Source organism: Flavobacterium sp. CF136 (assembly GCF_000282055.1).
Classification (GTDB): domain Bacteria; phylum Bacteroidota; class Bacteroidia; order Flavobacteriales; family Flavobacteriaceae; genus Flavobacterium.
The window spans coordinates 41216-63587 of the sequence record NZ_AKJZ01000050.1 but is presented as its reverse complement, the minus strand read 5'-3'; the positions used below and the strand labels follow the sequence as shown (position 1 = coordinate 63587).

The window sequence follows — 22372 nt, the reverse complement described above, 5'->3', positions numbered from 1 at the left end:
TATCGAGAACCGTTTTTAATGATAATTTTGCTGTTCTCGATATAATTTTCTATCGAAAATCACTCGAACTGACGAAAAATTATCATCAAAAACTAATTACACTCAATGGGTGAATATTAGAAATTTTAGTCAATAAAAATGGTATCCTCCACAGTTTTTTCAAAACACAAATTTACGGTTCTAACTGCAGCACTTGTCCTATGTATTGTTTTAGCCGGAATTTTAATAAAATCACCATTTCGCAAAAATACTGTTTCGGAGTCTTTAATTTCAATTTTTAGCTCGCCTTCCAAAACCACAAAAAGTTCTTCCGTGTTGTTGTGGTAATGCCATTTATATTCTCCCTGAAAAACAGCAATCCTTAAACAATGGTCATTTACATTTTCAAGAATAAAATTGTCATAAGCTTTATCAACTTTATCACTGATTTCTTTAAAATTCCGCTTGGTTAAAATTTGCTCTTTATTCATTTTAGGTTGTTTTAAAATGTTATGCCTGAGATAAATAAATTTCTGCTTATTAAATTAATGACTCGTTTTAATTTTTCTGATAAAAAAATCCGGATGTTTTTTATCAGTTATGAGAATATAAAAAACCACTCAAAATAAAAAACAAATTTATGATAATATTTTAAGAGCGTAGCTGTGTTAAACATTAAGTGGACTTATATAAGCCTCTTCTTTAACCCATTTTACCTCACCATCTTCTATTATTACAATCATTTTATCACCATCTTTTACCTCTCCGGAAATGATTTTCTTTGCCAATGGTCTTCTTAAATGGCTTCTGATAATGCTTTTTATAGGCCTTGCACCATATTTGGCATTATAACCATTTTCAGCAAGATAAAGTTTGGCTTCCATCGGAATTTCAACTGTTATATTGATGTTTTTCAGTAACTCCAGAAATTCTTTTTTAAGATGTATTTCAAATATTTTTATGGCATTTTCTTTACTGATTGGTGCAAAAGGAACAATTTCAGTAAGTCTTCCTAAAAACTCGGGCCTGAAATAATTCCCCATGATTTCCATCAAAGAAGATGAACCTGGGATTTGGCCTTTATTGAATGTTTCTACAATATGGTCTGCACCGATATTTGAAGTAAAAAGAATAATAGCATTCGAAAAATCTCCTTCTTTCCCAAGGCGGTCATGTAATTTTCCTTCATCCATTATTTGCAGGAATACATCATAAACCGAAGTATGGGCTTTTTCGATTTCATCAAATAATACGATAGAATATGGTTTTTGTCTTATCTTATTCACCAATAATCCACCTTCTTCATAGCCTACATATCCCGGAGGCGCTCCATAAAGTAATGCGGCCGAATGTTCTTCTTTAAATTCAGACATATCAAATCTGATAATAGCATTTTCATCCTGAAAAAGAAATTCAGCTAAACTTTTGGCTAATTCTGTTTTTCCTGTTCCTGTTGGTCCTAAAAAAAAGAATGATGCAATTGGCTGTCCGGCTTTGCTTAATCCTGATCTTGATTCTAATATAGATCCGGCAACAGTTGCAATACAGTGATCCTGGCCAATAACCCGTCTGCTTAAAACATCCTCAATGTTATTCAGTTTTTGTTTCTCTTCTTCTTTTAATTTTCCGGCAGGAATACCTGTTTTCTGAGCAATGATAAGGGATAAATCAAAAGCTTCAATGTGTACGCGTTTGTCTAATGCCCTTTCTTCAATTGTAGTTATGAGGTTTTCAATATGATGAATAAGTAAATCAGAAGTTTCAAAAGTTTTTGCCTGATTTTCTTCTTCCACAACCATCAAAAATGTGGTTTTATTGATTAAATCCGTTAGAAACCAGTTACATTCTTTTATTAATTGTTCTTCGGGTAAATTCGTTTCGTTATTCTTTAAAAGAGTTAATTTATCCAGAATGGATTGCTTTTCCTTTAAAAAAGTTTCACCTGACGTTTTCAATACCGACATGGTATGATCGATAAGGTTTATTGCTGATTCAGGAAGGCTTTTTTCTTTTAAATATCTTCTGGACAAACGAATGGACTCCGTTATTGTTTCATCGTCAATTTGTATTTTATGATGCTCCTGATAGGTTTTGATTGATTCCCGGATCATTCTGAATAAAGTTTCATCATCGGATTCCTGGAGTCTTACAATTTCAAACATTCCCGATAAACCTTGTTCTTTTTCGATTCTCTTCGAATATTCATCTATCGTAGAGGTAGCAATAATATTTAATCCCTTGGCGAGTTCCCCTTTTAAAACATTGGAAACTCCGGAATCACCACCGTTTTTATCCAATAAAGTATGGATTTCTTCAATAATAAGAATTGCTTTTGGATATTGTTTTAATTCCTGGATACAGTTTTTTAAGCGGTCTTCTATTTCTCCCTTGTATGATGCGCCCGCGATTAAGGAAGATAAATCCAGTTCGAAAAGCTGTACTTTATTTAAAGCATCCGGAACCTGATTATCGATTACGTTCTGAACAAGTGTATCTATCAATATTGATTTGCCAACACCACGATCGCCAATTAGCAATACATTTGGTTTAGAAAACCGGCAAAGGATTTCTTTTATAGTATTTAATTCTGTCTCACGGCCAATTGCAATTACTTTTTTCTTCTTTTTTTCAATATTTTTATGGATGCAATATTTGCCTAAAAAACCTTTTTTGACTTCCTGTTTGGCAAAGTTGTCATTTTGCGGAATTACCACCTGGTCTTCCAGCAATTCATTTCGGGAAATGGGATAGGTTTTCATCTGATCAAAATTAAAACCAACTCCCGGAGAACTCAAAGCCACTATGATCGCATAAAGGCTGATTTCATCTTCATTTAATGCAATTCTTATGGATTCCGCTTCCTTTATGATTTCGTCAATCACATCGCTGGGTTCAGCGTCAATCACGTGAGTAGTTTTAGGCTCTTCTTCCATTCTTACCTCTGCCCATTCATCAAGATAATAGACATCTTTGCCCATAGCCTCCAGACGCTTTAAAAGTGATAAATCCCTGTTTAAAATGGCTTTTAGTAAATGTGATGCAGAGTAATATTTATTTAAATTGTTTTTTGCAATTTTTTTTGCAATTTCAAGCGCATTTAATAATTCTATGCTGAAAATGTTTTTTTCTTCTTCCATACTAATTTAATCTTTATACCAGATCAGGTATTTTTTAACTTTATAGGTAATGTTTAATCCTTTTATACAGTTGTTTTCCCTGTCTTTATTTAATCGGATTGATTCTATCTTTATTTTTTTTCCTTTAATTGAGGAACACAATTGACTGAAAGTTAGTAATTCATCGTCATTTTTCACAATTGGAATGTCAAGGTCATCACATAAAAATTCTGAAAAATCATCTTTTACTTTACTGCCTTCAGCAACTTTGATTAGTAATATTTCAAATTGATCTTCAGATATTTTTGGTGCTTTTTTGATTACGCTGGTGCTGTCTTTCTGTGTTTTTGTTTTTGGAGCTACAGGTACATATTGAAGCATATCTTCCAAAGGATCTTTTTTTGCTTTACCTCTTGGAAGTGAAAAAGCTTCGGCTTTTTTCTCATATTCATATGATGTTATATCAAGAGGATTTGTTTTTTTTATGACTTTAGGATGTACATAAATAGTTTTTTTTGCAACACGGCTAAAATCTCCATTTACAACAAGCGTAATTATTTTTTCTCCTGAAGTTGTAAAAGTATATACAGGATTTGATGATGTGTCATCAATACTTCTGTTTTCACCAAAAGCCCACTCCCAGGTTTTTGCATTTTCAGAGATTGAGTTGAAATAAGTAGGTTGCCCTACAGTAATTATTTTCGAAGATATGATTTTGGGAGTTCCCATTTTATCCGCGGCATATTTATCAGTAATGTTAAGTTCCCGGGTATGTAAACAATCACCATTTACAGTCAGTGAAACCATATATTTTCCGGTGTTTTTATATACGTGAAACGTGTGTCTTCTGTTATCAGGTGCAGACCCGTCGCCAAAATCCCATTCCCACGATTTTGCATTGGGCGTTTTGTCATAAAACTCAATGGATTCCTGGTTTTGAGAATGTTCCGAGAAGATGTAAAATTTTACATCGTCGCAATCAACATGATTAAAAAATTGAATTATAAAGGTAACAATTCCAATTAATAGAAGGATTACGAAGAAAAATATAACCCTGATGTCGATGTTTTTTTTATCCATGTTTTTTTAGGTATTTATTAAGATAAACTTTATGAAAAAGAAAAGCAAAAATAGTTTTTATTATTTTAAAATTGTAAATATAATATGATATTATTTATGAAAATAATTGCATTCTTACAAAATAATTTATTACGTTTGTATTCCTGAATAATTTATAAAAGTAAATAAATTCATATAAACGATTAGGCTGGCAAATGATAAAAAATGATTAGTTTTTAAACGGAAGAGGAACTTAAATTCACTTTTATTATGATTTGAATTTAAAAATTGATCTTTCTGAGTGTTACAATTAAATTTTAAATATTGATTATATAATTACATTTTTTTATGAGGCAGGCAGTTTTATTAATTATAATGATGCATCTATGTTTAGCATGTTATGCCCAGAAATATATTTCACAGATTCCGTTTAAATATGATTATTCTTTAGACCAATTAAAGAAACAGTCCAAAATAGGAGAAGCAGATTTAAAGAATAAAACTGTTGTTGATGATAATTCAGAAAACCTGAGTGACGAGATTCTGGCTTTAAAGGAAAAATATTCTATAGTGTTGGCTGTAATGCCCAACAAAATTAGAAACTACAAATTATATTCATACATAGACCCCTGGATTAATACACCATACAAAGAAAAAAGCTTTTCAAAGACAGGAATTGACTGCGCTTATTTCCTGCAGTCTTTGTATAGTGACGTTTACCAGGTTACACTTCCTAAAGATCCTGCCGGAATGTGGAAGTCTAAATCCATTCAGATTTTTACCGGAAGAAGTTTCCTTGCAGAAGGCGATTTGGTTTTTTTTAGATACGATAAAGATCATCCAATATCCGATGTTGGCCTATATCTGCACAACGACAGAATTTTGGCTTGTACAGAGAAAGGTCTCGCGATATATAATTTCAATGACGAATATTTTCAATTACGTTACATAGGTGCAGGGCGAATCAATGAAGACACAAAGAAGAAATAAAAAGAGTCTTGAGGATCTTGCATACGAAATAGAGAATATTTCATATGACATCAGGGCCGAAGTTGTTGCTAATGAACTCCTTGAGAGTAATGCGGTTGTGCAGGATGAAATTACGATTTCTAATCACGGTCAATTCTCAAGAGCATACAGGAGTGATGTTTTAGGAGCAACAATTCAGGATGATAATTATGATAAGCAGGAATATCTTAACATAAAATTATCCAGGGACAGTATGTATGATGCACTCCCGGAAGGTTTTGTACATAGCTTGAGTGAGAACAACGCCGATAAGTCGGTGAGGCAGATGATAAAGGAGCATAAGCATCAGAAAAAACAAGAAGCTGAAGCCCGTAATTTTTTTACTCCTTTTGAGAACGAGATTTTTCATTACCGGACTAAAATAGAAAGTGTTGAAAGGGATTTTTTATACAAGCTGAACGGAAGTAAACCACTAGACTTCTTTTATGATTTTTGGGGTTTGTCACATATTTATCCGGCAGTTTTAGTGTCAAAATTCATTCAGCTTTTGCCTTATACTTATAAAATTGTCGGTGATATTGATTTGGCATGTCGTTGTCTGGAAAGTATTATTGAAGAAAAAGTAAGCTATAAAGCAACGAGTTCTAAAGAGTATAGTGCCGAAGAAGAACAGGTCAGTTTAGGGGAAAACCGATTGGGAGTCGATTTTATTACCGGAAAGGATTATATGGACTATTCAATGAATCTTACACTGGAAATTGGGCCAATAACGAATAAACCTTTTACAGAATATGTTAATAATGGAAAGATAAAAATATTTATAGATTGTTTTTGCGAGCATTTTTTCCCAATGGAAGTTGAGGTAAGAACAATTTTAATAATGAATCAGGAAACCGAAGAGTTCAATTTTAGCAAACTACCTGTGTTAGGGTATACAACACGAATTTAGAAATGATAAAAAAGCATTTAGGAGCCCTTGTTGATGTCAGGCTTATAGTATTTTTAGTTGTAATTATAGCTGTCAGTTTTATACTTACAATGATATTTAGCGATAAAATAAAAGAATTTGCCGTAAAGTATAAAAGGAAATTTTACATCTATATTTTTTCATTTGTACTTATTTATGCGCTGGTCGGATTTTTAGGCTACAATAAATTATTTACAGAGCTGTCTGATGAGTTCCTTTTTTATCAGATTGCTTCCTTACTGTTTGGTTCCCTCAATGTTTATTTGTACAGATGGTATTTTGATGAGTTTAATTTAAAAGCAGTCGGTATTGAATTATTATTTTCCCTGCTGATTATGCTTTACTCCAGTGTACTTTTTATTGTAATTTATACTGCACTAAACGGAATTGGACTTACTTTCCTTATGTGTTCACACTTTTTGATATTTATAGTGCCTACGGGTGTTTATGCAGTATTTAATTATATGATGCAGATTCCTCCAAAAGAATATGTTACCTGGAAAATACCGGAGAGGAAAAACCCTTTCCCGGAAATTGAAAATGTCGAAATGAAGGATTTATTGCTTATAACTTTATTAATTCAAAAAAAACCAGACAGTACGGATTATACTACTATAAGATCCAAAGGCCCTGTCCGAATTGATTTTGGTGCTTTGTTTTACCATACGGTTTCCGGATACAATGACCATAATGCCGGAAGTAAAATTGAATTAAGGGAAAATGGTGAAAACTGTAGCTGGGTGTTTTTTCTGCAGCCTAAATGGTACCAGACTGCAAAATATGTAGATGCCAAGTATACTTTGGGAATGAATGGTATCACAGAGAATTCAGTAATTATTTGTAAAAGACAGAAAAAAGAAGAAGTTAAGCCGGATAAAAAAGAGAAAAAAGGCAATGAAGGCTTTATGTTTGAGCCTAAAACTGAGAAAAAAGAAGCTGAATTAGCTAACTAAAAATAGTTTAAGCAAATGTATTATATAGGGGAATCTGATGTGTCAGAATATGACAAGCACCGTACTTATAAGATAAGAAAGGGGGATACATTGCAAAGTGTGGCCCGCGAACTTGGTGTAGATGCTCAGGATCTCAGAAGACATCATAATATATATTGCAGAATTCCTGATTTGATTGAAGCCGATTTTAAAAGTCATTTGGAATTATTAATTCTTCCTCCCGAAAAAAAAGAGGCTAAAACAAACGACGAAACAGAGAAAAAGCGTAGAAAAGTTAGTTTTGGAGATGACAATAGGCTTCATTTTTCACCGGAAAGAACTAATGAAAATTATAAAGTACAATATATTTCAGAGGTTGGTGATGAAGTTGATGTTACTGAAATGAATGTAAATGTAAAATGGCTTGCTGTTGATAAAAATAAATATCATCTCTTTGAGATTAACCGGGCGTCAGATATTTATATTAATGGCAAAGTACCGGATACAACGATGAACGAATTGGGAGCAAAGACTGCAGAAGTTTTGTATCCGTTAAAAATTGTTGTTGATGAATTTGGCGAATGGATAGCTGTTTATAATTATAATGAAATTGAAAGCCGCTGGGAGAAAATAAAAAATGAAATTTTAGATTATTATGAAGGCGAAGTAGCTGAAACTTATATAGAACAGATCGAGTACGCATTGGAGAATGAAGACACATTATTGGCATCACTTCGTTCTGATTATTTTTTGAGAGCTTTTTTTAATGGTATTCATATAGGTTATACAGCAGATTATTCATTTAAAAATGAGATTACTTTTCCATTAGAAAAAAATAAGGAATCTGTATTTAAGGTGGAACAAAAAGTTGCCTCTCATTTAGATGAAGAAGGTTTGATAAAAGTAGAACAAAAAGGAGATTATATAGATTCCGGTTTAGAAATTGATTTGGGATATGCCCCTTGGAAAGGAAATTATAGTGCTGCTTATTTTTTAGATGCTGATTCTTATTATATAGAAAAAATGAATTTGGAGTGTAGTATCGATTATGATAATCCAATTAAAATTGCAATTAAAATTGATAGTATAAAACAAGTGAATCCAAATAATGATTAAATAATAATTATTTAAGATTATAAAAAGATAGGTATTAATAAAAATGTTTAATATTCAAATACGGTAAAGCCATGAGTGAAAAACATGTACTAGTGCAAGGAGCAACTGTAAAATGCAAGTTTAGCGTAGAACCTAAGTTGGATAAACTAAAGGTAAAAACACATAGTAAGCATTATGCCAATGATAAAGATGCCGAAAAAAAGCTCATTGCTACCGATAAAGAAATTGGACAGACACTGGAGAAAAACACTTTTGGTAAATGCAAAATGCAGCCCAACGGAAGCGGAGATTACCTGCCTTGTCAGGCCACTATTACCAAATGGAGCGGCTTTTATGACAAAGTTACACTCTCTAATAAAGGAAAAATTTTATTAGAAAGCAGCAAAGGAACATGTCCTGTCGGAGGACCTGATTGTATCACAGTGGACAAACACGGACAAAAAGCAGAACCGGGAAAACAAAATGCAAAAGAGGCTAAGCCACAGGTGAATAATCAGATAAATCCTTTGGCTAATACGAAGAGTTTAAAAAAGAGTTTAGAAGAGAGTGATTCTATTTGTAAATAAATAAAATAGTATGTCAGATTTTAAAATAACCGGAAATCCTAATCCAGTAATTGGAAAAGAAGAGTTTTACAGCATAGGTAATCCTGTGGCTAAGACATTTCCGTATACTGCTATACCAAAAAGCCCATTTGATACGCCGGTTTTATGGACTGTTCATATTTTAGAAAATGGCAGATGGAGAAAAACAAAAGAGAATGACAAAAAAGGGGATAAAGTATCCTATACTTTCTTACAGAGAAGCCTGGGCAGAAAAGGTATTCGTATTATGGCAACAAGAGGAGAGCAGACAGCCCGACTTGATATAGATACCCATCCGGCCGATAAGCCAAAAATTGACAGTATAGATTTACTCGATAAAAGCGGAAAAAAGCCTGCAAAACCTCTGTCATACGGGCAAACGCTTAAAGCAAGGGTTCATTGCCTCCATATGGAAAAACGCAAGGTATTTGTTACACTTTGGGAAGATGACGCAAAAGGTGCAGGACATAATAAAGAGAATGAAAAAAATATAATTGAAACTCGTTGGGGCTTTGTCGAAGACGGAATAGCCGATGTTGATTTTCTACTAAGACCCAGTTTTGCGAAAATTGCAACCAGAGGTGGGGAAGAAAAAGACAAAATCCATGAATACTATGTGACAACTAATTTTGACAATGAAAAATTAGCCAGTAGCAATGTTAATGTTAATGAACTTGAAACCCCGGTAGCCCCTTTTAAAGGTAAAGTGCCGGTACAACAGCCTGCTAAAAATAATGCTCCTGCGCAGCAGCCTAAAGCACAAGCTCCAGCCACTCCCACTCAGGCAAAGCCAAAAGGCGCTATTAGCAGCGTGAAGATTACAGACGCTGATGGAAACGCCATAAAAGGTGTTTACAGGGACAAACAAATTAAGGTCTGGATAAATTCTAGTGGATTGATAGGGAAAGAAATTCGTTTTAGGTTGTATGATGAAGACTATGTTAGTAATGATTTATTGGTAGATCAAAAATTTACGATTACAAATAATGTATTACCAATCATTGTTACCCTCAATAAAATACCAAGAAGCTTGGGTGGAGATACCGGAGAAGGAGCAGAACAAGAAGTATTTGCAGACATTGAAGTATTAGAAACCAACAAACATACAGTAAGTGCAGTAGTAGATGTAGATGCCAAAGCTTTTAAACCAGATCCGGTAAGTGATTCTAATACTGTTTTTAAGATTTTTCAACCGGATAAAGAAGAAAACAAAGGTGTGAGTTGTGGTGAGAAGTATTGTATTAAGAAAGGTGACAAAAGTGAATTGATACGAGAAGTAAATATTCGCTTGGCAGGTTTTGGAGGAAATGTACCTACTGATGAGTTTACAGATCGTACGGAAAAAATGATAAAACAATTTCAGCGAGATTATATGAAAGTCCCTGAAACTGGTAAAATTTGCGGAAATGTTCTTGTATCTATTGATGATTTTTCTCGTAAATTCGATATATCAACCACGTTTTGGAATCAAATTAAATGTAGTTGTGATACTAAAGGTAAACAGGCCACTAGTAAATTAAGAGGCACAAAGGAACTTAATTCTTGTGACGGATTTGGAGATAATACAGGGAAGTTAACTTATAAGGCTTTACCAAATAATGAGGCTAATCATAACTATGAATATCCTGGTATACATCGTTCATTATTATTTGGAGTAAAAGCATTACAATTCTATTTTAGTAAACAAAACGTTTATAAAATTGATCAAGTAACATCGGGATATAGATGTCGTTTTAAAAATTACAAAACAACAAATCACCAAGGTAAAGCAATTGATATACAATTTAGTAAAGGTGAATGGCAAATTCGAAATGCTGTTGAGAAAAATTTAAAAGCATTAGAGGATATTCGAGATAGTTTTTATATAAAGTATCTTGGAGCTCAAAAGAATTGGCCGGATAAAAATCTTTTTTCGACAGAACCGATAGGTTTATTGTATTATCCTGATGGATCTTTAAGATTTGACTACACTTTTAGTTGGTTACATGTAGATGTAAGACAGTTTGAAAGTATTTATCTTGAGGATAAATATTTTTGTAAGAATGCAAATGGCCTAAATGGAAAAAGTATCCTTCAATTTGCAAAAGAAGCTGGGTTTGATAAAATTTGTACATGTCTCGCTTCTAAAGCTGTTGTTGTAAACACAAATGTAAATACAACTAAGCAAGCTTGTTCGTGTGAAGATAAATTTAAAAAGGTTGCTCCAATAATTTTAAAGCACGAAGGCGGTTATGTAAATCACCCTAGCGATAAAGGCGGACCAACTAATAAGGGAATAACTGAAGCAACATGGAATAAATATGCTTTGTCAGATACTAATAATGAACCGACTTTAGAGAACTTAAAGAAAATTACTGATGATGATGCTACAAAGATTTATTGGAAAAGATATTGGGAGCCAAAAGGATTCTGCAAGATTGTTGATGAACGTGTAAGTTTAATGATTTATGATTGGACAATAACATCAGGAGGGGCAATAAAACAAGTTCAAAAGTTACTAGTTAATGAATTCGATCAAAAAATTACTGTTGACGGAGGTATTGGAAATGAAACTATCACTGCTATCAATAATATTCAAGAACAAGATAAATTATTAAAAAGAATAAGTGAAATCAGGAAGACATACTATACTGATTTGACTTATACAGACGGTGAAAAGAATGAACAAGACGTTTTCTTAAAAGGCTGGCTTGCTAGAGTAGATGATTGCCTAAATTTTAAACCATAATTTAATTAAAAATGAAAAAAACAATTGTATTAAAATATGTAATATTACTTTATTTATTTATCGGCTGTAAAAATCATGAAAGTAATACTAATGATGACAAAATTGCTAGCAATGAAATAAATTTAAAAAATAATGATCAAAAAGAAAAAATTGAAGAAAATGTTTCTTTAGATGGCAAATGGGAATGGACATATAATCCAAATAATGAGGATGTTCCCGATATGTTATTTACATTGTCAATTCAAAAAACAAATGATAATGAATTTATAGCTCAATATTGTGCTATTGCACAAAAAGGTAATAGGATAGATTGCTCAAATGAAAAAGAATATAATGTAAAAGGCACAATTAAAGGGAATAAAGTTGAAGCTACCTTCTATAGTTTTTTTGATAATAAAAAAACAAAGGCTAATGTTGAGTTATTAATACTAAACAAAGACAGTATTCAATGGCAAATTACAAAACAAGTTAACTTTGAATTTTATGCACCAACAAAGTGCATACTTACAAAGAAAAAGAAGAAAGTTTCCCAAAATAGTATACTTAAGAAAAATAGTTTACCATTTGATTTTGATAATTATAATAAGGTAACTGATAAAAATGTATATAAAGTTTACAACCCAGATGAGTTACCACAGATCACTAAAATTATAAATGATCAGTTAAATGAATATCCCTCGAGACTTTTCCTAATAGATAATGGAGGGCTACCTTTTGATACATATGTTTTTGAGACTGATGGAGATTCAGTAACTCAAATTTTAGTGAATATTAAAGACGATAAAGTTTTATCTAAGGAGATTGTTGGTTATGAGTCTGATAGCAAAAATACTTTTGTAATTAATAAAGATTTGTCTATTACAATGTATAAAGTTGATAGTGATAAAAATTCAAAAAGTATTACGAGAACTTTAAAAATAAAACAAGATGGAACCATTGTAAAAGTTAAATAATTTGATATTAACGATTTATAATTGATTCACAAATAAAACAATAAGTTCGTTGACGTATTGAAAAAGAAAAGGCCCCAGCTAGCAAAAAGAGATTTACTGTTGTTAGCTGGGTGGAATTCCTAATATTGAAAAAAAGAAAAATGCAGATGATATTAAATGTATACAAAACAAAAAAAATAGCCTTAATCATTTTTTTGATTCTAATTAGTTGTAAAGATTCTACAATTGCTAATGATCAAATTAATAATAATAGTGTTAAAAAAACAACTCTAGTAAAAGAAATATTAAAAAAGCAGTTAGAAAGTGGGGCATCGGAAGAATATGGAAGTTTTGATGATTATAATGTAGAAGATTTGAATGCATTAGCAAGTTTAGAAAGTGAAATATTAAAAAATAATGCATATACTTTTTTGTCTGATAAAGGTTTTTCTGAAAAAATAGATCTTTTTTTCAAGCGGAAAATAGACCCTAATTCAAATTCTGAATTTTTAAAAATAGATGTTAGCAATAGATGTGAAAAAAAAATAGATTTTAAACCTCAAACTGCAGATTTTCAATATATATACGTATCAAAAAAAAATAAGTTCATCACCCCTTTTTTGGCAATACCCCAATTAATAAATTATGAAAAAAAGTATCCTGAGCTTTCAGTTTATGAAAGTAAGGCAATTTTTGTAACAGATGAAGTTGAAGGTAATAAAATTGAAATTAAACGATGGAAAAATATACCTGATATAGAAAAACAAAGGCAAAAAAATATCCAAATATTAATTAATCGTAACAAATATATTTTTAATGACAATAAAGCAAGTTTAGTTTGGTTGAAATTTAATGATAAGGAATTTTTAGAATCATTAGTGAAAATTTTTGGATATGTTCAGGATAAGGATTTATTGAAATGGGTAGTTGAAAATAATCGATTTAAAACAAAAAGCGGGATTACTAATGGAGAAGAATATGGTCAGTTAATTTGGCATAGAACCTGTGACGGAAAATTTGTTTTTCATAAAGAAACCATTGAAATTATGCAAAAGGAAATGAAACCAAGCAATGGTAATTATATGGATGATTTGCTTGACTACATTAGGTATTTAGAAGAAGAGAAAACTTTAAAATTTGAAGAGAAAATGATTATTGTTGCTAACGTTCTTAATCTTTCTTCTATCCTTGCACAAGATAATAGTTATGAAAGATACAGATATTCTATGGGATCTTATTATAAATTTAGTGATGTTGAAACTAAAGTTTCTATTGATAATGAATTTAAAAAGAATAATTATTATGGGCTAACTAATTTAAAGACTTTTTGGGAAGAGGCTAAAGTAGATGGAGATGGTATTTCATACCCTGGACAAGAGTAGTATCCCTATATTTTGATTGAGAATATAGATTACCGATTTAGATATATAATAAATAGAGAAATATAATTTAAAAATAAAACAATAAGGTCATTGACGTATTGAAAAAAATCCCCAGCTGGCAAGAGTGGGATACTCTTGGTGGCTGGAGGGATTCATGAACTAGCAAAAAACACAAATAATATGCTTAAAGCAATGAGAATTACAATAATGGCTGTTTCTCTAATCTTAATTGGTTGTAAAGAGAATAATAATATAGAATCTTTAAAAACAGAACAAAAATCATTAACGACTAATCTAATAGTTAATGAAATCCCTTATTCAGAAAAATCGATTGATAATCTTTTGAAATGTGGTGATTATTCCTACATAGATGGTTGCTTTACTATAGCTGATTATGGATGCATATACCAACCAAATACAATAAATAAATTAGGTAATGCTGAAGTATATCTTGTTCCTAAAAAAGAATTAAAAGAAAATCTTGATGTTGAAAAAGAAGAAAGCAAAATTGGGAAAATGAGTATTGGAGATTTAAAGAAATTTTATGATATATACATACTTATAATAGATAAAAAATATTTAGTCCATAATATTAATATGGATGTGCCATATTATCCAAATTATCCTTATAAGCAAGCAATTTATAAGTATGAAGACGGCATATATAAAAACACTGTCATACTCAATATAAGTAATGAAAAAGATTCTCAATATAATGATTGGAAAACAAAATTTCTAAATACCTCTAATCGGTCAAAACAAAAAATAACTTCAGATTTGAAAGGAGATTATTTTATTAAGACTAAGGTTTCTAGTGTTGAAACAGGTGATGCTATTGATGTTAGTTTTTACTTTTCTTTCGATGTCTCGAAAGCAATTCTAAGTATAGGGACGAATAACTCTCTTGAAGCATATTGTGAAGGAAGTTATAGTGTTTCTGCAAATGATAATGTTTTAACGTTAAAATATACTGGTGAAGGCACTTGCACTTCAGATGAGGATGAAAGCACTTTTTTAATAAAAAAAGAGGACAATCAATATTATATTAAAAGTAAAAGATTTTATGATTTTAAATGGCAAGGATTAAATAAAAAATAAATTTTTAGTATTATAAAATAGATTAAATATTATAATCAGACAGATAGAAATCAATTAAAAAAGATAATCTACTTATTAAAAATAGCCAAGAACAATAAGGTCATTGACGTATTGAAAAGAAAAGCCATAGCTAGCAGAGCAGGATACTGTTGTTAGCTGATGAATATTCCAATCAATAATAATTATTAATTAAATTTATATTTAAAATAGTGAGAATAATAGTTTTAGCAGTTTTATTAATTCTGATTGGTTGTAAAGATTCTGCTTTAAAAGAATCAAATAAAAAGCCATTGAATGATGTAGCATTTAAGAAAATATCTAAAGAAAGCAATACTAAAAATATTCAATCAAAAGATTTAAAAACAAAAAATCAGGATTCTACAGATATATGGAAAGGGAAGTATTATTTTGAAGCTAAAAATAAAGACGATTTAAAGACAAGCTTCGAAATAAGTATAAAACAATTAGGAGATATTTCTCTAAAATATATAAGTGACGGAAATAAACCGGAAACATATAATCATATAGTGGGAGAATTAATAAATCCTGAAAAACTGAAAATAAATTTCAATATGAATTATGATGAGATGGGAATAATATTTTTGGAAAAAGATGAAGATGAGTTTTCGATTTCAGGCGAACCAATATATTTTATTAATCCGGGAAATGATAATGTATCAATTAAGAAAATAGAATAACCACTAATAATAGTAATTGATTTAAGCTTTAAAAGTTAGCCATTTTACAATAATAAAAAGCAAAAATCACGTGTAAATATTTTCTGTAAAAAGGGGGCTCAGTGCGCGATTTTGCTAGGGTTTAACCCGAAAAAGCCTATTTTAAAAGCGGTAAAAAATATTTTTGTAAAGTAAATAGTAAAAAAAGATAATGAATTTTTTGGTTATTACTTTTTTGAAAAAAGAAAGCATCAGAAAATAACCAAAAAATAAAAGAATGAATCTCATTTCAAATAAAAAAACAATATAGAATTATGATAGAAAAATTAAGTCATTTTCCCGTTAACTGGATCGACGGGATGAAGATAAACAAGAGTCATTTTTTATCGATTCAGGATAATGTTTCCGAATTGGTAAATGATGCAATCGGTATTCATACAACACCTATGAGTTATGGATTGCTGGATTCCGTAAATCAAAATAAGGAATCTACAAAAATTACATTGGCAATTGACAATCACAAACTTCTTCGCGTACGTGTAGAAGAATGTCATGCCATTACCCCAAACGGATCAAGGATTGAAATCAGCCAGAGCAACACAGATACATTAGATCTTCAGGTTCCGTATCCGGAAGACACTTATGATATTAAAGAAGGAGAACAATTGGTATTACTGGCTTGTATATCAGTTAATTCTAAGAAAAGAATTCCGTTTGGCGAACCGGACCCGGATGAGGTTCCCCCGAGATATCCCTATACACAGCCGGAATATAAACTTCACCTGATCAAGGCTGAGGAATTTCGTTCGGGAATAGGTTACGGAGGGTTTTATCTGGCAATAGGTAAAGTACTGGTAGGTGATACTACACTTCTTGATGAGGATTATATCCCGCCATCGGTTACAGTGGCCTGTCATCCAAAATTGGTCGATATGCACACGCAAATTGCACGTTCGTTTGGTCAGATAGAGATTTATTCGGTACAGATTTCACAAAAGATAAACCGAACTCAGCAAACAGGACTGCTGCCTCAGACGGTTATGCAATTGACGGATAATACAGGATACTATTTAGGAAGCTGTCTGACACAGTTTCGCTGGTTTTCATTGCACCAGCATCCGGCTGCGATGTTAAGTGCAGTGGTTTCATTTGCCAGAGTGATGAAAAACTTTATAGATTCAAAATCAGGTGCAGGAAAAGAGGAGCTGTTAAATTATTTTGCTGAGTGGTGCGATATCTCACAGGGAGATCTTGAAATATTGTTCACATCACTTATTAATACAGGCTACGACCATGTACATATAGATAAAACAGCTACACTGACTATGAATGCCCTGGCCAGAATAGAGAAGTTGTTCGAAACGCTGAACAAGCTTGATTATATAGGTAAGAAAAAAGAAAATATCGAACTTTTTGTTGCTGAAACAGATAAAAAAGACATCATTCATAATCCGAAACGACATGGTTTCTTTATAAAAGATTAAAAACAGATAATAATAAATTATGGAAGTATTAAACAAATCAGAACGACAGAAAGCCTTTGTAGCTTTTCTAATTGCTTTTATTCTCACTTTTTTGGTTATGTTAAGTGCCATATCATTTAATTTTTACATGCCAATAGCAGAAAATAAAATGCTTAAAGCAGAGAATGAAATGATGAAAAGGGAATATGATTATCAAACTAATTTTTCGGTAAAAGTGGATAGTATCAGAATGACGATCGACTCTATTAATTCACCAAAAGTAGATAATGATTTTCAGCAGCGTCTGGCAAATGTTATGATTGCCAATATGTATCAGAAAATTCCAAAAGATACTACGGAGAACAAAAAATTATATAACAATGTGATTCTGGCCTATAAGAATATAATCGATTATAAAAAGCAAATCAGAAGCCTTACCCATAATTCGCATTTAATAGACAGTTTGAACCAATCGGCTAAAACCTATAAAGAAGAATTAGAAAAAGTAAGCAGGGATTTAGATGTCTGCCGCCAGATTTATCAAAATCAATAATAAGAATAAGAGTAAAAAGAACTAATAAAATAATCATTTAAAAATTTAAAATTATGTTATCAAATTATGGAATTGGAGGTAATGAAGTAAAATTAGATGCTGATGAAGCAATCATTGCAATCCCTCAAAACAGAACACTTGTTGCGCAAAAATTAACTGTTGACGCACCAGTAAAACCAGAGTTGGTAGAAGGAATTACAAGTGTTGAAAAAGCATTTGAACACTTCAAACCGGAAGTAAAAGTGAATTTTGAAACTGTTGACGGAGGTACTAAAACCGAAGCCCTGAACTTTAAAAATTTAGGAGATTTTGGTATAAAAGGAATAACATCACAAAGTAGTTTCTTATCGGACCTGGAAACAGAAAAAGACCAATATCAAAAAATTATCCGTCAGTTAAAATCAAACAAGATTTTGAAAGCTGCACTGGAAGATGGGGAAGCTAAAAAAGCATTATTAGAAAGTCTTGATTTGCTAATTGGGGAATTAAAAGATAATAAGTAAGAATTTAAAAAATAAACAAGATGTCTACAAAAGAAGTATATAAAGGTAATGAAGATGATACTGCGGTATTAGAGCGTAAAGTAGTAACCGGAGGTTCGGTTGAGAAAAATATTGAAAAACTGGCTAAATATGGCGGGTTCGATTTATTGGAAATGTCAATTGAAGGGATTCAAAACCTTAATCCGGAAAGAAAAGCCAGAAGAAAAATTTTCCTTGGAGAAATTAATAAAGCCAAAGAAAGAGAAACTCTTAAAAAGACATTAGAGCTTTGGGCTTCAGTTTTAAGAAATAATGAGGCTTTGACGGATATGGTGGCGCAGAGCGAAGACAAATGCAAGGAATCTGAAGCATTGTTGAAAAAAAACCTAATTAAAGCTGTTGAAGATACCAGAGAAATAGAAGCTGCATACAGAACTATTGCTTTGTTTTTCAAAAACACAGAAACAGATAAAGTTAAAAACGTTACGATTGTAAATGCTGACTTAGAGCAATTAAAAGATCTTGATAATACTCGTTTTATCGATGCAATCCACTCTGAACTGGTAGATAATTATGATCGTTTAGATCTTAAAAACAATTACGGTATTTTGGTTATTCCAGGGTATTTAGGATCTAATAAGGTAATCGAAAAATGGGCAAAGATTGCACATGAAAACAAAGTAATGCTGGTTACGGATTTTGAGCATCTTGATGAACCGGATGATGTATTGGAAATGTTTGATGCAGCTTCTTTAACCGGAGGTGATGTATACCGTTCTAATGTAATTATGACATGTAACTGGCTTGTTGGCCGTGGAAGATTTGAGCAGATAGGTGAAAGTGATGATTTGCATATAGCACCATCAGCAGCACTTGCCGGAAAAATCTATAAAACGTTAATGTCTCAGGTTACAGCCGGTAAAAAATTCGGTGGAATCAATGAGGTTGACGGAGTGAAATTTGATCTTAAGAAAAGTGAAATCGCTAATCTTGAAAACTTAGGATTGGTACCTATGGTAAATGAGTACGGAAAAGTAATGGCTTTCTCTGCAAAAACATTATTTAGCGGTGATAATTTAGGATTACAAACGTATTCAGTAGTTCGTGTTTTTGATTATGTGACAAAAGTATTAATGGATTTCCTTAATCGTCGTGCTTTCGAAAACTTTACAGCCAAAACCCGTAAAGAGATTATGAATCAGATCGTTGCTTTCCTTGATGGTATTACCGGTCCGGACAAATTAATCGAGAATTTTGAAATCCGCAGATTCGAACAAGATCCTATTCAGAAAGACAGGATATACATGGATATCCATATGAAACCTTATTTCCCTGCTAAAAACTTCCTTATAAAAATGGATGGTCATAAAGGAGATGACGGAACAGAATGGGATACAGATTACGAACAAAAATAATAGTTATAATAAATTCTAAAAGGGAGCACATGCATAATGTGTTTCCTTTTTTTAACAAACATTGATCTTTTGAATGATCAAAACAAATAATTCAAATTCATGAACATACTTAAAATTTTATTTTTAATCGTGTTGTTTTCAATTTCAAATCCAATAAAAGCTCAAAAATTAAATCCATCAAGTGATTTAAGCTGTCCTGTTACTCAAAAAGATTTATTGCTCGATGGTAAACTTTTTGCCAGTGCACCACCTATTTTACTGAGAGTTTTTAATGAAGAATATGAATATGCCGTATTTCAGCTTGGAAAAAGAAAAAGCAGCATATACTTATATTTTAAAATTTTTACAGATAATGTTTGTGTAAAACAGGAGCAGCCACTGGAGCTTTATTTCAAAAACGGAGAGATGTATATCTTAAAAAACACGTTTAATGTAAACTGTGACGGTACAGCAGCTTTGGAATTGACAAGAAGGGATATAAAAAAATTAATGGCTAATAATATCAATACCATAAAGTTTTATACGCTTAAAAAAGATTATGAATTTAGTCCCAGTGATGCTGATAATCAAAATATAAAATTTTATCTGCGTTGCCTGAAATCGTATAAGATTAAGAAAAAAAGATAAGCTAAACGTACAATTTCAAAGAGTATAATAAAGGATTTATCCGATAGCAAAACTAAAATTTAATTTATTTTAAAAATCTAAATATGCCATTTCCAGAATTGAATCTTTCATTAGGGCTCACAGATAATGACGGCTCTGTTTTCTATGCCGGAAGCGGTGAGGGCAAAGTTATTGTCCGGACTGATTCTGCCTTAAAAAAACATACAATCAGTATAGTAATTTCTGAGCAGCAAATAGGATCAGTAAATTTAAAAACACATTTTGAAGGAGTAGAAATTCCTGCTGAAATTGAAGTTCCAACTTATCAGATGATTGTTACAGACGATAAAACCAATGAAAAAGAAGTCTATAAGGTAACGCGAGATACTTTTTTTTATAAAGAGCAAACTGCTAAAAAGGGGTTGTGGAGCTTTTTAGGTTTAAAATTTTTAGCACCAAAGAATTTTCTTTTCGAAAATATTCCTTTTGAACCTTTAAAAGAGGATATGGAAATGTTTGACATTTCTAAATACAGGAAATTAAACCAGGAAGAACTCACTTATACTTTTCGAAAAGAAGAACAAAACATTCAGATTTTTGCCGGAGACATAAATACACTCAAAGTTGAAAAAGGAACCAGTTACTTTATTATTGTAGATGAAAAAAAAGGACAAAGATTTATAGGAGATATTCTGTATCGTGAAAAATTCTTAAAACTTACTCCAAATGTAAAATTGCATATAATCAAGCGTAAACAAGTTTCAAAAGGAATGGAGACAAACAAACAAGGACGTACAGACAGGTTGATTTATATTTAAAGAAATAAAACATGAAAGGAGCTTTTTATAAACTGCCTATTGATTTTAATAGTGTAATACAAAAAAAGGAATTAGAGAAGACCTCAATTGAGCATTCAATTGCGCAACAGATAATATTGTTGGCGACCACTACATTTGGTGAATGCAAATTTGACGAAACCTTTGGTTCTAAAATCTGGGAGATTGATTTTGATTTGCTCATGAATGAAAATACATTGAAAGAAATCATTTCAAAAACAATGAAGCAATCATTACTTTTTCATGAAAAAAGAATAAAAGTTAATGAACTTAAAGTTGAATTATCAGAAACAATGTATTTGGTTGATGATGTGAGCAGGGCCAAAAAAAAGGTAGATATTATTATTGAAGCAACAATCAAAAGTACCAATAGAACTTTTGATTTCAGAGGGTATTTTTTTGTTGGACCATTGTCCTATAAATGAGTAGTGTAACGTTATTTTTATCTCATGTTAAATTTTATACATAACAAGTAAAATTTTATTAAATAAAATATAATAACAAGAAATATTGTATATATTTGTGGCATGAATAAATAAATTAATAATTAAAAAAAATTTTATTATGTCGTTTTTAACATCGTTATCAGTAGCCGGAAAGGATTACAAAGTATTAAATGTGAGTTATGATTTAGCTCAGGAAACAGATGCTTCCGGGCGTCCATCTACAGTAACACGTGGAGGTAGAATCATGATCGAAGTAGAGTCAACAGGCAGTACCGAATTGTTCGAATGGATGACCAACAATTTCGAAAGAAAAGATGGTTCAGTAAAATTCATCAAGCGTGATTCTAATGCTACTTTAAAAGAGCTAAAGTTTACTGAGGCTTACATGGTTAAGTACAAAGAAAACTTTGATCATAACAGTGACACTCCTTTAACGGAGACTTTTATGATTTCTGCTCGAAAAATTTCGATGGGTGGAGGAGACTTTGATAACGCCTGGGTATAATCCTTGGACTTCATCAAACTTCATTAAGCTTGAAACAATTAAAGGAAGTCCTGCTATGGGACTTCCTTTTTTGTTTGATATAAGCCTAATCTATTTTTAATAATTTTTAATAACCTAATAAATCTACAAAATGAGTTTTTTATCTAAATTACATATAGACGGAGAAGAATATAACGTACTTGAATTTAATGTCAGCTTTAAACAGGAAATAGACACTACCAGTAAGCCTACAGGAAGCGCCAAAGGCGGAGTCGTAAAAATGGTGATCGAAGCGACCCAAAACAGTCATTTTTTAGCATGGATGCTAAATGGTGATTTGACCAAAGATGGAAAAATTGTCTTTTACAGAAGAGATGCTTTGAGTAAAATGAAAGAATTGAAATTTGTTAAAGCATTTTGTATTGGTTATGATGAACAATTTACAAGTACTACAGAAGTTCCAATGAAAATAACAATGGAATTAGTAGCAAAGGAATTGACTTTCGGAGATGCTAAATTTACCAATAACTGGATTGCTTTAGATTAAA

22 protein-coding genes are annotated in these 22372 nt (G+C 31.6%); 19 read left to right on the top strand and 3 right to left on the bottom strand.

From position 1 onward, the window contains the following. Nucleotides 1-125: 125 nt before the first annotated feature. From PMI10_RS15145 to PMI10_RS15135, 3 genes are all read right to left on the bottom strand, one after another. Nucleotides 126-470 (bottom strand): cupin domain-containing protein, encoded by a 345-nt coding sequence (locus PMI10_RS15145; protein ID WP_007809527.1) that lies wholly within the window; start codon nt 468-470, stop codon nt 126-128. Nucleotides 471-647: 177 nt separating this feature from the next. Then, nucleotides 648-3116 (bottom strand): AAA family ATPase, encoded by a 2469-nt coding sequence (locus PMI10_RS15140; protein ID WP_007809524.1) that lies wholly within the window; start codon nt 3114-3116, stop codon nt 648-650. A 6-nt stretch (nt 3117-3122) separates the two neighbouring features. Then, nucleotides 3123-4175 carry a PKD domain-containing protein gene (locus PMI10_RS15135; RefSeq protein WP_007809523.1) on the bottom strand — a complete coding sequence of 351 codons (1053 nt, stop codon included), beginning with the start codon at nt 4173-4175 and terminating at the stop codon, nt 3123-3125. Nucleotides 4176-4502: 327 nt separating this feature from the next. On the opposite strand from PMI10_RS15135, the gene PMI10_RS15130 reads away from it, so the two are divergent. From PMI10_RS15130 to tssD (PMI10_RS15035), 19 genes are all read left to right on the top strand, one after another. After that, the gene (locus tag PMI10_RS15130; RefSeq protein ID WP_007809521.1) at nt 4503-5144 is read left to right on the top strand and encodes a C40 family peptidase; all 642 of its coding nucleotides are present in this window, start codon (nt 4503-4505) and stop codon (nt 5142-5144) included. Next, on the top strand, nt 5122-6072 hold the full coding sequence (locus PMI10_RS15125) for a hypothetical protein (RefSeq protein WP_007809519.1): 951 nt from the start codon (nt 5122-5124) through the stop codon (nt 6070-6072). The genes PMI10_RS15130 and PMI10_RS15125 overlap by 23 nt, the downstream gene beginning before the upstream one ends. Before the next feature lie 2 nt (nt 6073-6074). Then, nucleotides 6075-7043: a TssN family type VI secretion system protein gene (locus PMI10_RS15120; RefSeq protein ID WP_007809517.1), complete on the top strand. Its 969-nt coding sequence runs from the start codon at nt 6075-6077 to the stop codon at nt 7041-7043. Nucleotides 7044-7058: 15 nt separating this feature from the next. After that, on the top strand, nt 7059-8138 hold the full coding sequence (locus PMI10_RS15115) for a LysM peptidoglycan-binding domain-containing protein (protein ID WP_007809515.1): 1080 nt from the start codon (nt 7059-7061) through the stop codon (nt 8136-8138). A 71-nt stretch (nt 8139-8209) separates the two neighbouring features. Then, the gene (locus PMI10_RS15110; RefSeq protein ID WP_007809514.1) at nt 8210-8704 is read left to right on the top strand and encodes a DUF4280 domain-containing protein; all 495 of its coding nucleotides are present in this window, start codon (nt 8210-8212) and stop codon (nt 8702-8704) included. 10 nt (nt 8705-8714) lie between these two features. Next, the gene (locus tag PMI10_RS22265; protein WP_007809512.1) at nt 8715-11450 is read left to right on the top strand and encodes a glycosyl hydrolase 108 family protein; all 2736 of its coding nucleotides are present in this window, start codon (nt 8715-8717) and stop codon (nt 11448-11450) included. A gap of 11 nt (nt 11451-11461) precedes the next feature. Further along, complete coding sequence (locus PMI10_RS15095; protein WP_007809510.1) at nt 11462-12403, top strand: hypothetical protein; 942 nt, start codon at nt 11462-11464, stop codon at nt 12401-12403. A 140-nt stretch (nt 12404-12543) separates the two neighbouring features. Then, the gene (locus PMI10_RS15090; RefSeq protein ID WP_007809508.1) at nt 12544-13764 is read left to right on the top strand and encodes a hypothetical protein; all 1221 of its coding nucleotides are present in this window, start codon (nt 12544-12546) and stop codon (nt 13762-13764) included. A 180-nt stretch (nt 13765-13944) separates the two neighbouring features. After that, on the top strand, nt 13945-14862 hold the full coding sequence (locus PMI10_RS15085; protein ID WP_007809506.1) for a hypothetical protein: 918 nt from the start codon (nt 13945-13947) through the stop codon (nt 14860-14862). 209 nt (nt 14863-15071) lie between these two features. After that, on the top strand, nt 15072-15560 hold the full coding sequence (locus PMI10_RS15080; protein ID WP_007809504.1) for a hypothetical protein: 489 nt from the start codon (nt 15072-15074) through the stop codon (nt 15558-15560). A gap of 293 nt (nt 15561-15853) precedes the next feature. Then, nucleotides 15854-17023, top strand: coding sequence for a hypothetical protein (locus PMI10_RS15075; RefSeq protein WP_007809502.1), 1170 nt, complete (start codon nt 15854-15856; stop codon nt 17021-17023). A 19-nt stretch (nt 17024-17042) separates the two neighbouring features. Next, nucleotides 17043-17555: a type VI secretion system TssO gene (tssO, locus tag PMI10_RS15070; protein ID WP_007809500.1), complete on the top strand. Its 513-nt coding sequence runs from the start codon at nt 17043-17045 to the stop codon at nt 17553-17555. Nucleotides 17556-17608: 53 nt separating this feature from the next. Further along, entirely contained in the window at nt 17609-18058 is a 450-nt protein-coding gene (locus PMI10_RS15065; RefSeq protein WP_007809498.1) for a hypothetical protein, read from the top strand. 20 nt (nt 18059-18078) lie between these two features. Beyond that, nucleotides 18079-19452 carry a DUF5458 family protein gene (locus PMI10_RS15060; protein WP_007809496.1) on the top strand — a complete coding sequence of 458 codons (1374 nt, stop codon included), beginning with the start codon at nt 18079-18081 and terminating at the stop codon, nt 19450-19452. A gap of 99 nt (nt 19453-19551) precedes the next feature. Next, a complete protein-coding gene (locus tag PMI10_RS15055) occupies nt 19552-20079 on the top strand; it encodes a hypothetical protein (protein ID WP_007809495.1) in 528 nt (175 codons plus the stop codon). An 83-nt stretch (nt 20080-20162) separates the two neighbouring features. Continuing rightward, on the top strand, nt 20163-20876 hold the full coding sequence (locus PMI10_RS15050; RefSeq protein WP_007809492.1) for a hypothetical protein: 714 nt from the start codon (nt 20163-20165) through the stop codon (nt 20874-20876). An 11-nt stretch (nt 20877-20887) separates the two neighbouring features. Next, nucleotides 20888-21319, top strand: a complete 432-nt coding sequence (locus tag PMI10_RS15045) for a GPW/gp25 family protein (RefSeq protein WP_007809489.1) — start codon at nt 20888-20890, stop codon at nt 21317-21319. Between the two features lie 139 nt (nt 21320-21458). Next, nucleotides 21459-21845, top strand: a complete 387-nt coding sequence (tssD, locus tag PMI10_RS15040) for a type VI secretion system tube protein TssD (RefSeq protein WP_007809486.1) — start codon at nt 21459-21461, stop codon at nt 21843-21845. 130 nt (nt 21846-21975) lie between these two features. After that, the gene (tssD, locus tag PMI10_RS15035) at nt 21976-22371 is read left to right on the top strand and encodes a type VI secretion system tube protein TssD (RefSeq protein ID WP_007809484.1); all 396 of its coding nucleotides are present in this window, start codon (nt 21976-21978) and stop codon (nt 22369-22371) included. The last annotated feature ends 1 nt before the right edge of the window (nt 22372 follow it).

What these genes read in the sequence shown, in the direction of transcription:
- tssD (WP_007809486.1), top strand. Translation starts at nt 21,459, where the DNA reads ATGTCGTTTTTAACATCGTTATCAGTAGCCGGAAAGGATTACAAAGTA.
- PMI10_RS15060 (WP_007809496.1), top strand. Translation starts at nt 18,079, where the DNA reads ATGTCTACAAAAGAAGTATATAAAGGTAATGAAGATGATACTGCGGTA.
- PMI10_RS15055 (WP_007809495.1), top strand. Translation starts at nt 19,552, where the DNA reads ATGAACATACTTAAAATTTTATTTTTAATCGTGTTGTTTTCAATTTCA.
- PMI10_RS15135 (WP_007809523.1), bottom strand. Translation starts at nt 4,175, where the DNA reads ATGGATAAAAAAAACATCGACATCAGGGTTATATTTTTCTTCGTAATC.
- tssO (WP_007809500.1), top strand. Translation starts at nt 17,043, where the DNA reads ATGGAAGTATTAAACAAATCAGAACGACAGAAAGCCTTTGTAGCTTTT.
- PMI10_RS15130 (WP_007809521.1), top strand. Translation starts at nt 4,503, where the DNA reads ATGAGGCAGGCAGTTTTATTAATTATAATGATGCATCTATGTTTAGCA.
- tssD (WP_007809484.1), top strand. Translation starts at nt 21,976, where the DNA reads ATGAGTTTTTTATCTAAATTACATATAGACGGAGAAGAATATAACGTA.
- PMI10_RS15050 (WP_007809492.1), top strand. Translation starts at nt 20,163, where the DNA reads ATGCCATTTCCAGAATTGAATCTTTCATTAGGGCTCACAGATAATGAC.
- PMI10_RS15115 (WP_007809515.1), top strand. Translation starts at nt 7,059, where the DNA reads ATGTATTATATAGGGGAATCTGATGTGTCAGAATATGACAAGCACCGT.
- PMI10_RS22265 (WP_007809512.1), top strand. Translation starts at nt 8,715, where the DNA reads ATGTCAGATTTTAAAATAACCGGAAATCCTAATCCAGTAATTGGAAAA.
- PMI10_RS15045 (WP_007809489.1), top strand. Translation starts at nt 20,888, where the DNA reads ATGAAAGGAGCTTTTTATAAACTGCCTATTGATTTTAATAGTGTAATA.
- PMI10_RS15090 (WP_007809508.1), top strand. Translation starts at nt 12,544, where the DNA reads ATGCAGATGATATTAAATGTATACAAAACAAAAAAAATAGCCTTAATC.
- PMI10_RS15065 (WP_007809498.1), top strand. Translation starts at nt 17,609, where the DNA reads ATGTTATCAAATTATGGAATTGGAGGTAATGAAGTAAAATTAGATGCT.
- PMI10_RS15145 (WP_007809527.1), bottom strand. Translation starts at nt 470, where the DNA reads ATGAATAAAGAGCAAATTTTAACCAAGCGGAATTTTAAAGAAATCAGT.
- PMI10_RS15110 (WP_007809514.1), top strand. Translation starts at nt 8,210, where the DNA reads ATGAGTGAAAAACATGTACTAGTGCAAGGAGCAACTGTAAAATGCAAG.
- PMI10_RS15075 (WP_007809502.1), top strand. Translation starts at nt 15,854, where the DNA reads ATGATAGAAAAATTAAGTCATTTTCCCGTTAACTGGATCGACGGGATG.
- PMI10_RS15095 (WP_007809510.1), top strand. Translation starts at nt 11,462, where the DNA reads ATGAAAAAAACAATTGTATTAAAATATGTAATATTACTTTATTTATTT.
- PMI10_RS15140 (WP_007809524.1), bottom strand. Translation starts at nt 3,116, where the DNA reads ATGGAAGAAGAAAAAAACATTTTCAGCATAGAATTATTAAATGCGCTT.
- PMI10_RS15085 (WP_007809506.1), top strand. Translation starts at nt 13,945, where the DNA reads ATGCTTAAAGCAATGAGAATTACAATAATGGCTGTTTCTCTAATCTTA.
- PMI10_RS15125 (WP_007809519.1), top strand. Translation starts at nt 5,122, where the DNA reads ATGAAGACACAAAGAAGAAATAAAAAGAGTCTTGAGGATCTTGCATAC.
- PMI10_RS15120 (WP_007809517.1), top strand. Translation starts at nt 6,075, where the DNA reads ATGATAAAAAAGCATTTAGGAGCCCTTGTTGATGTCAGGCTTATAGTA.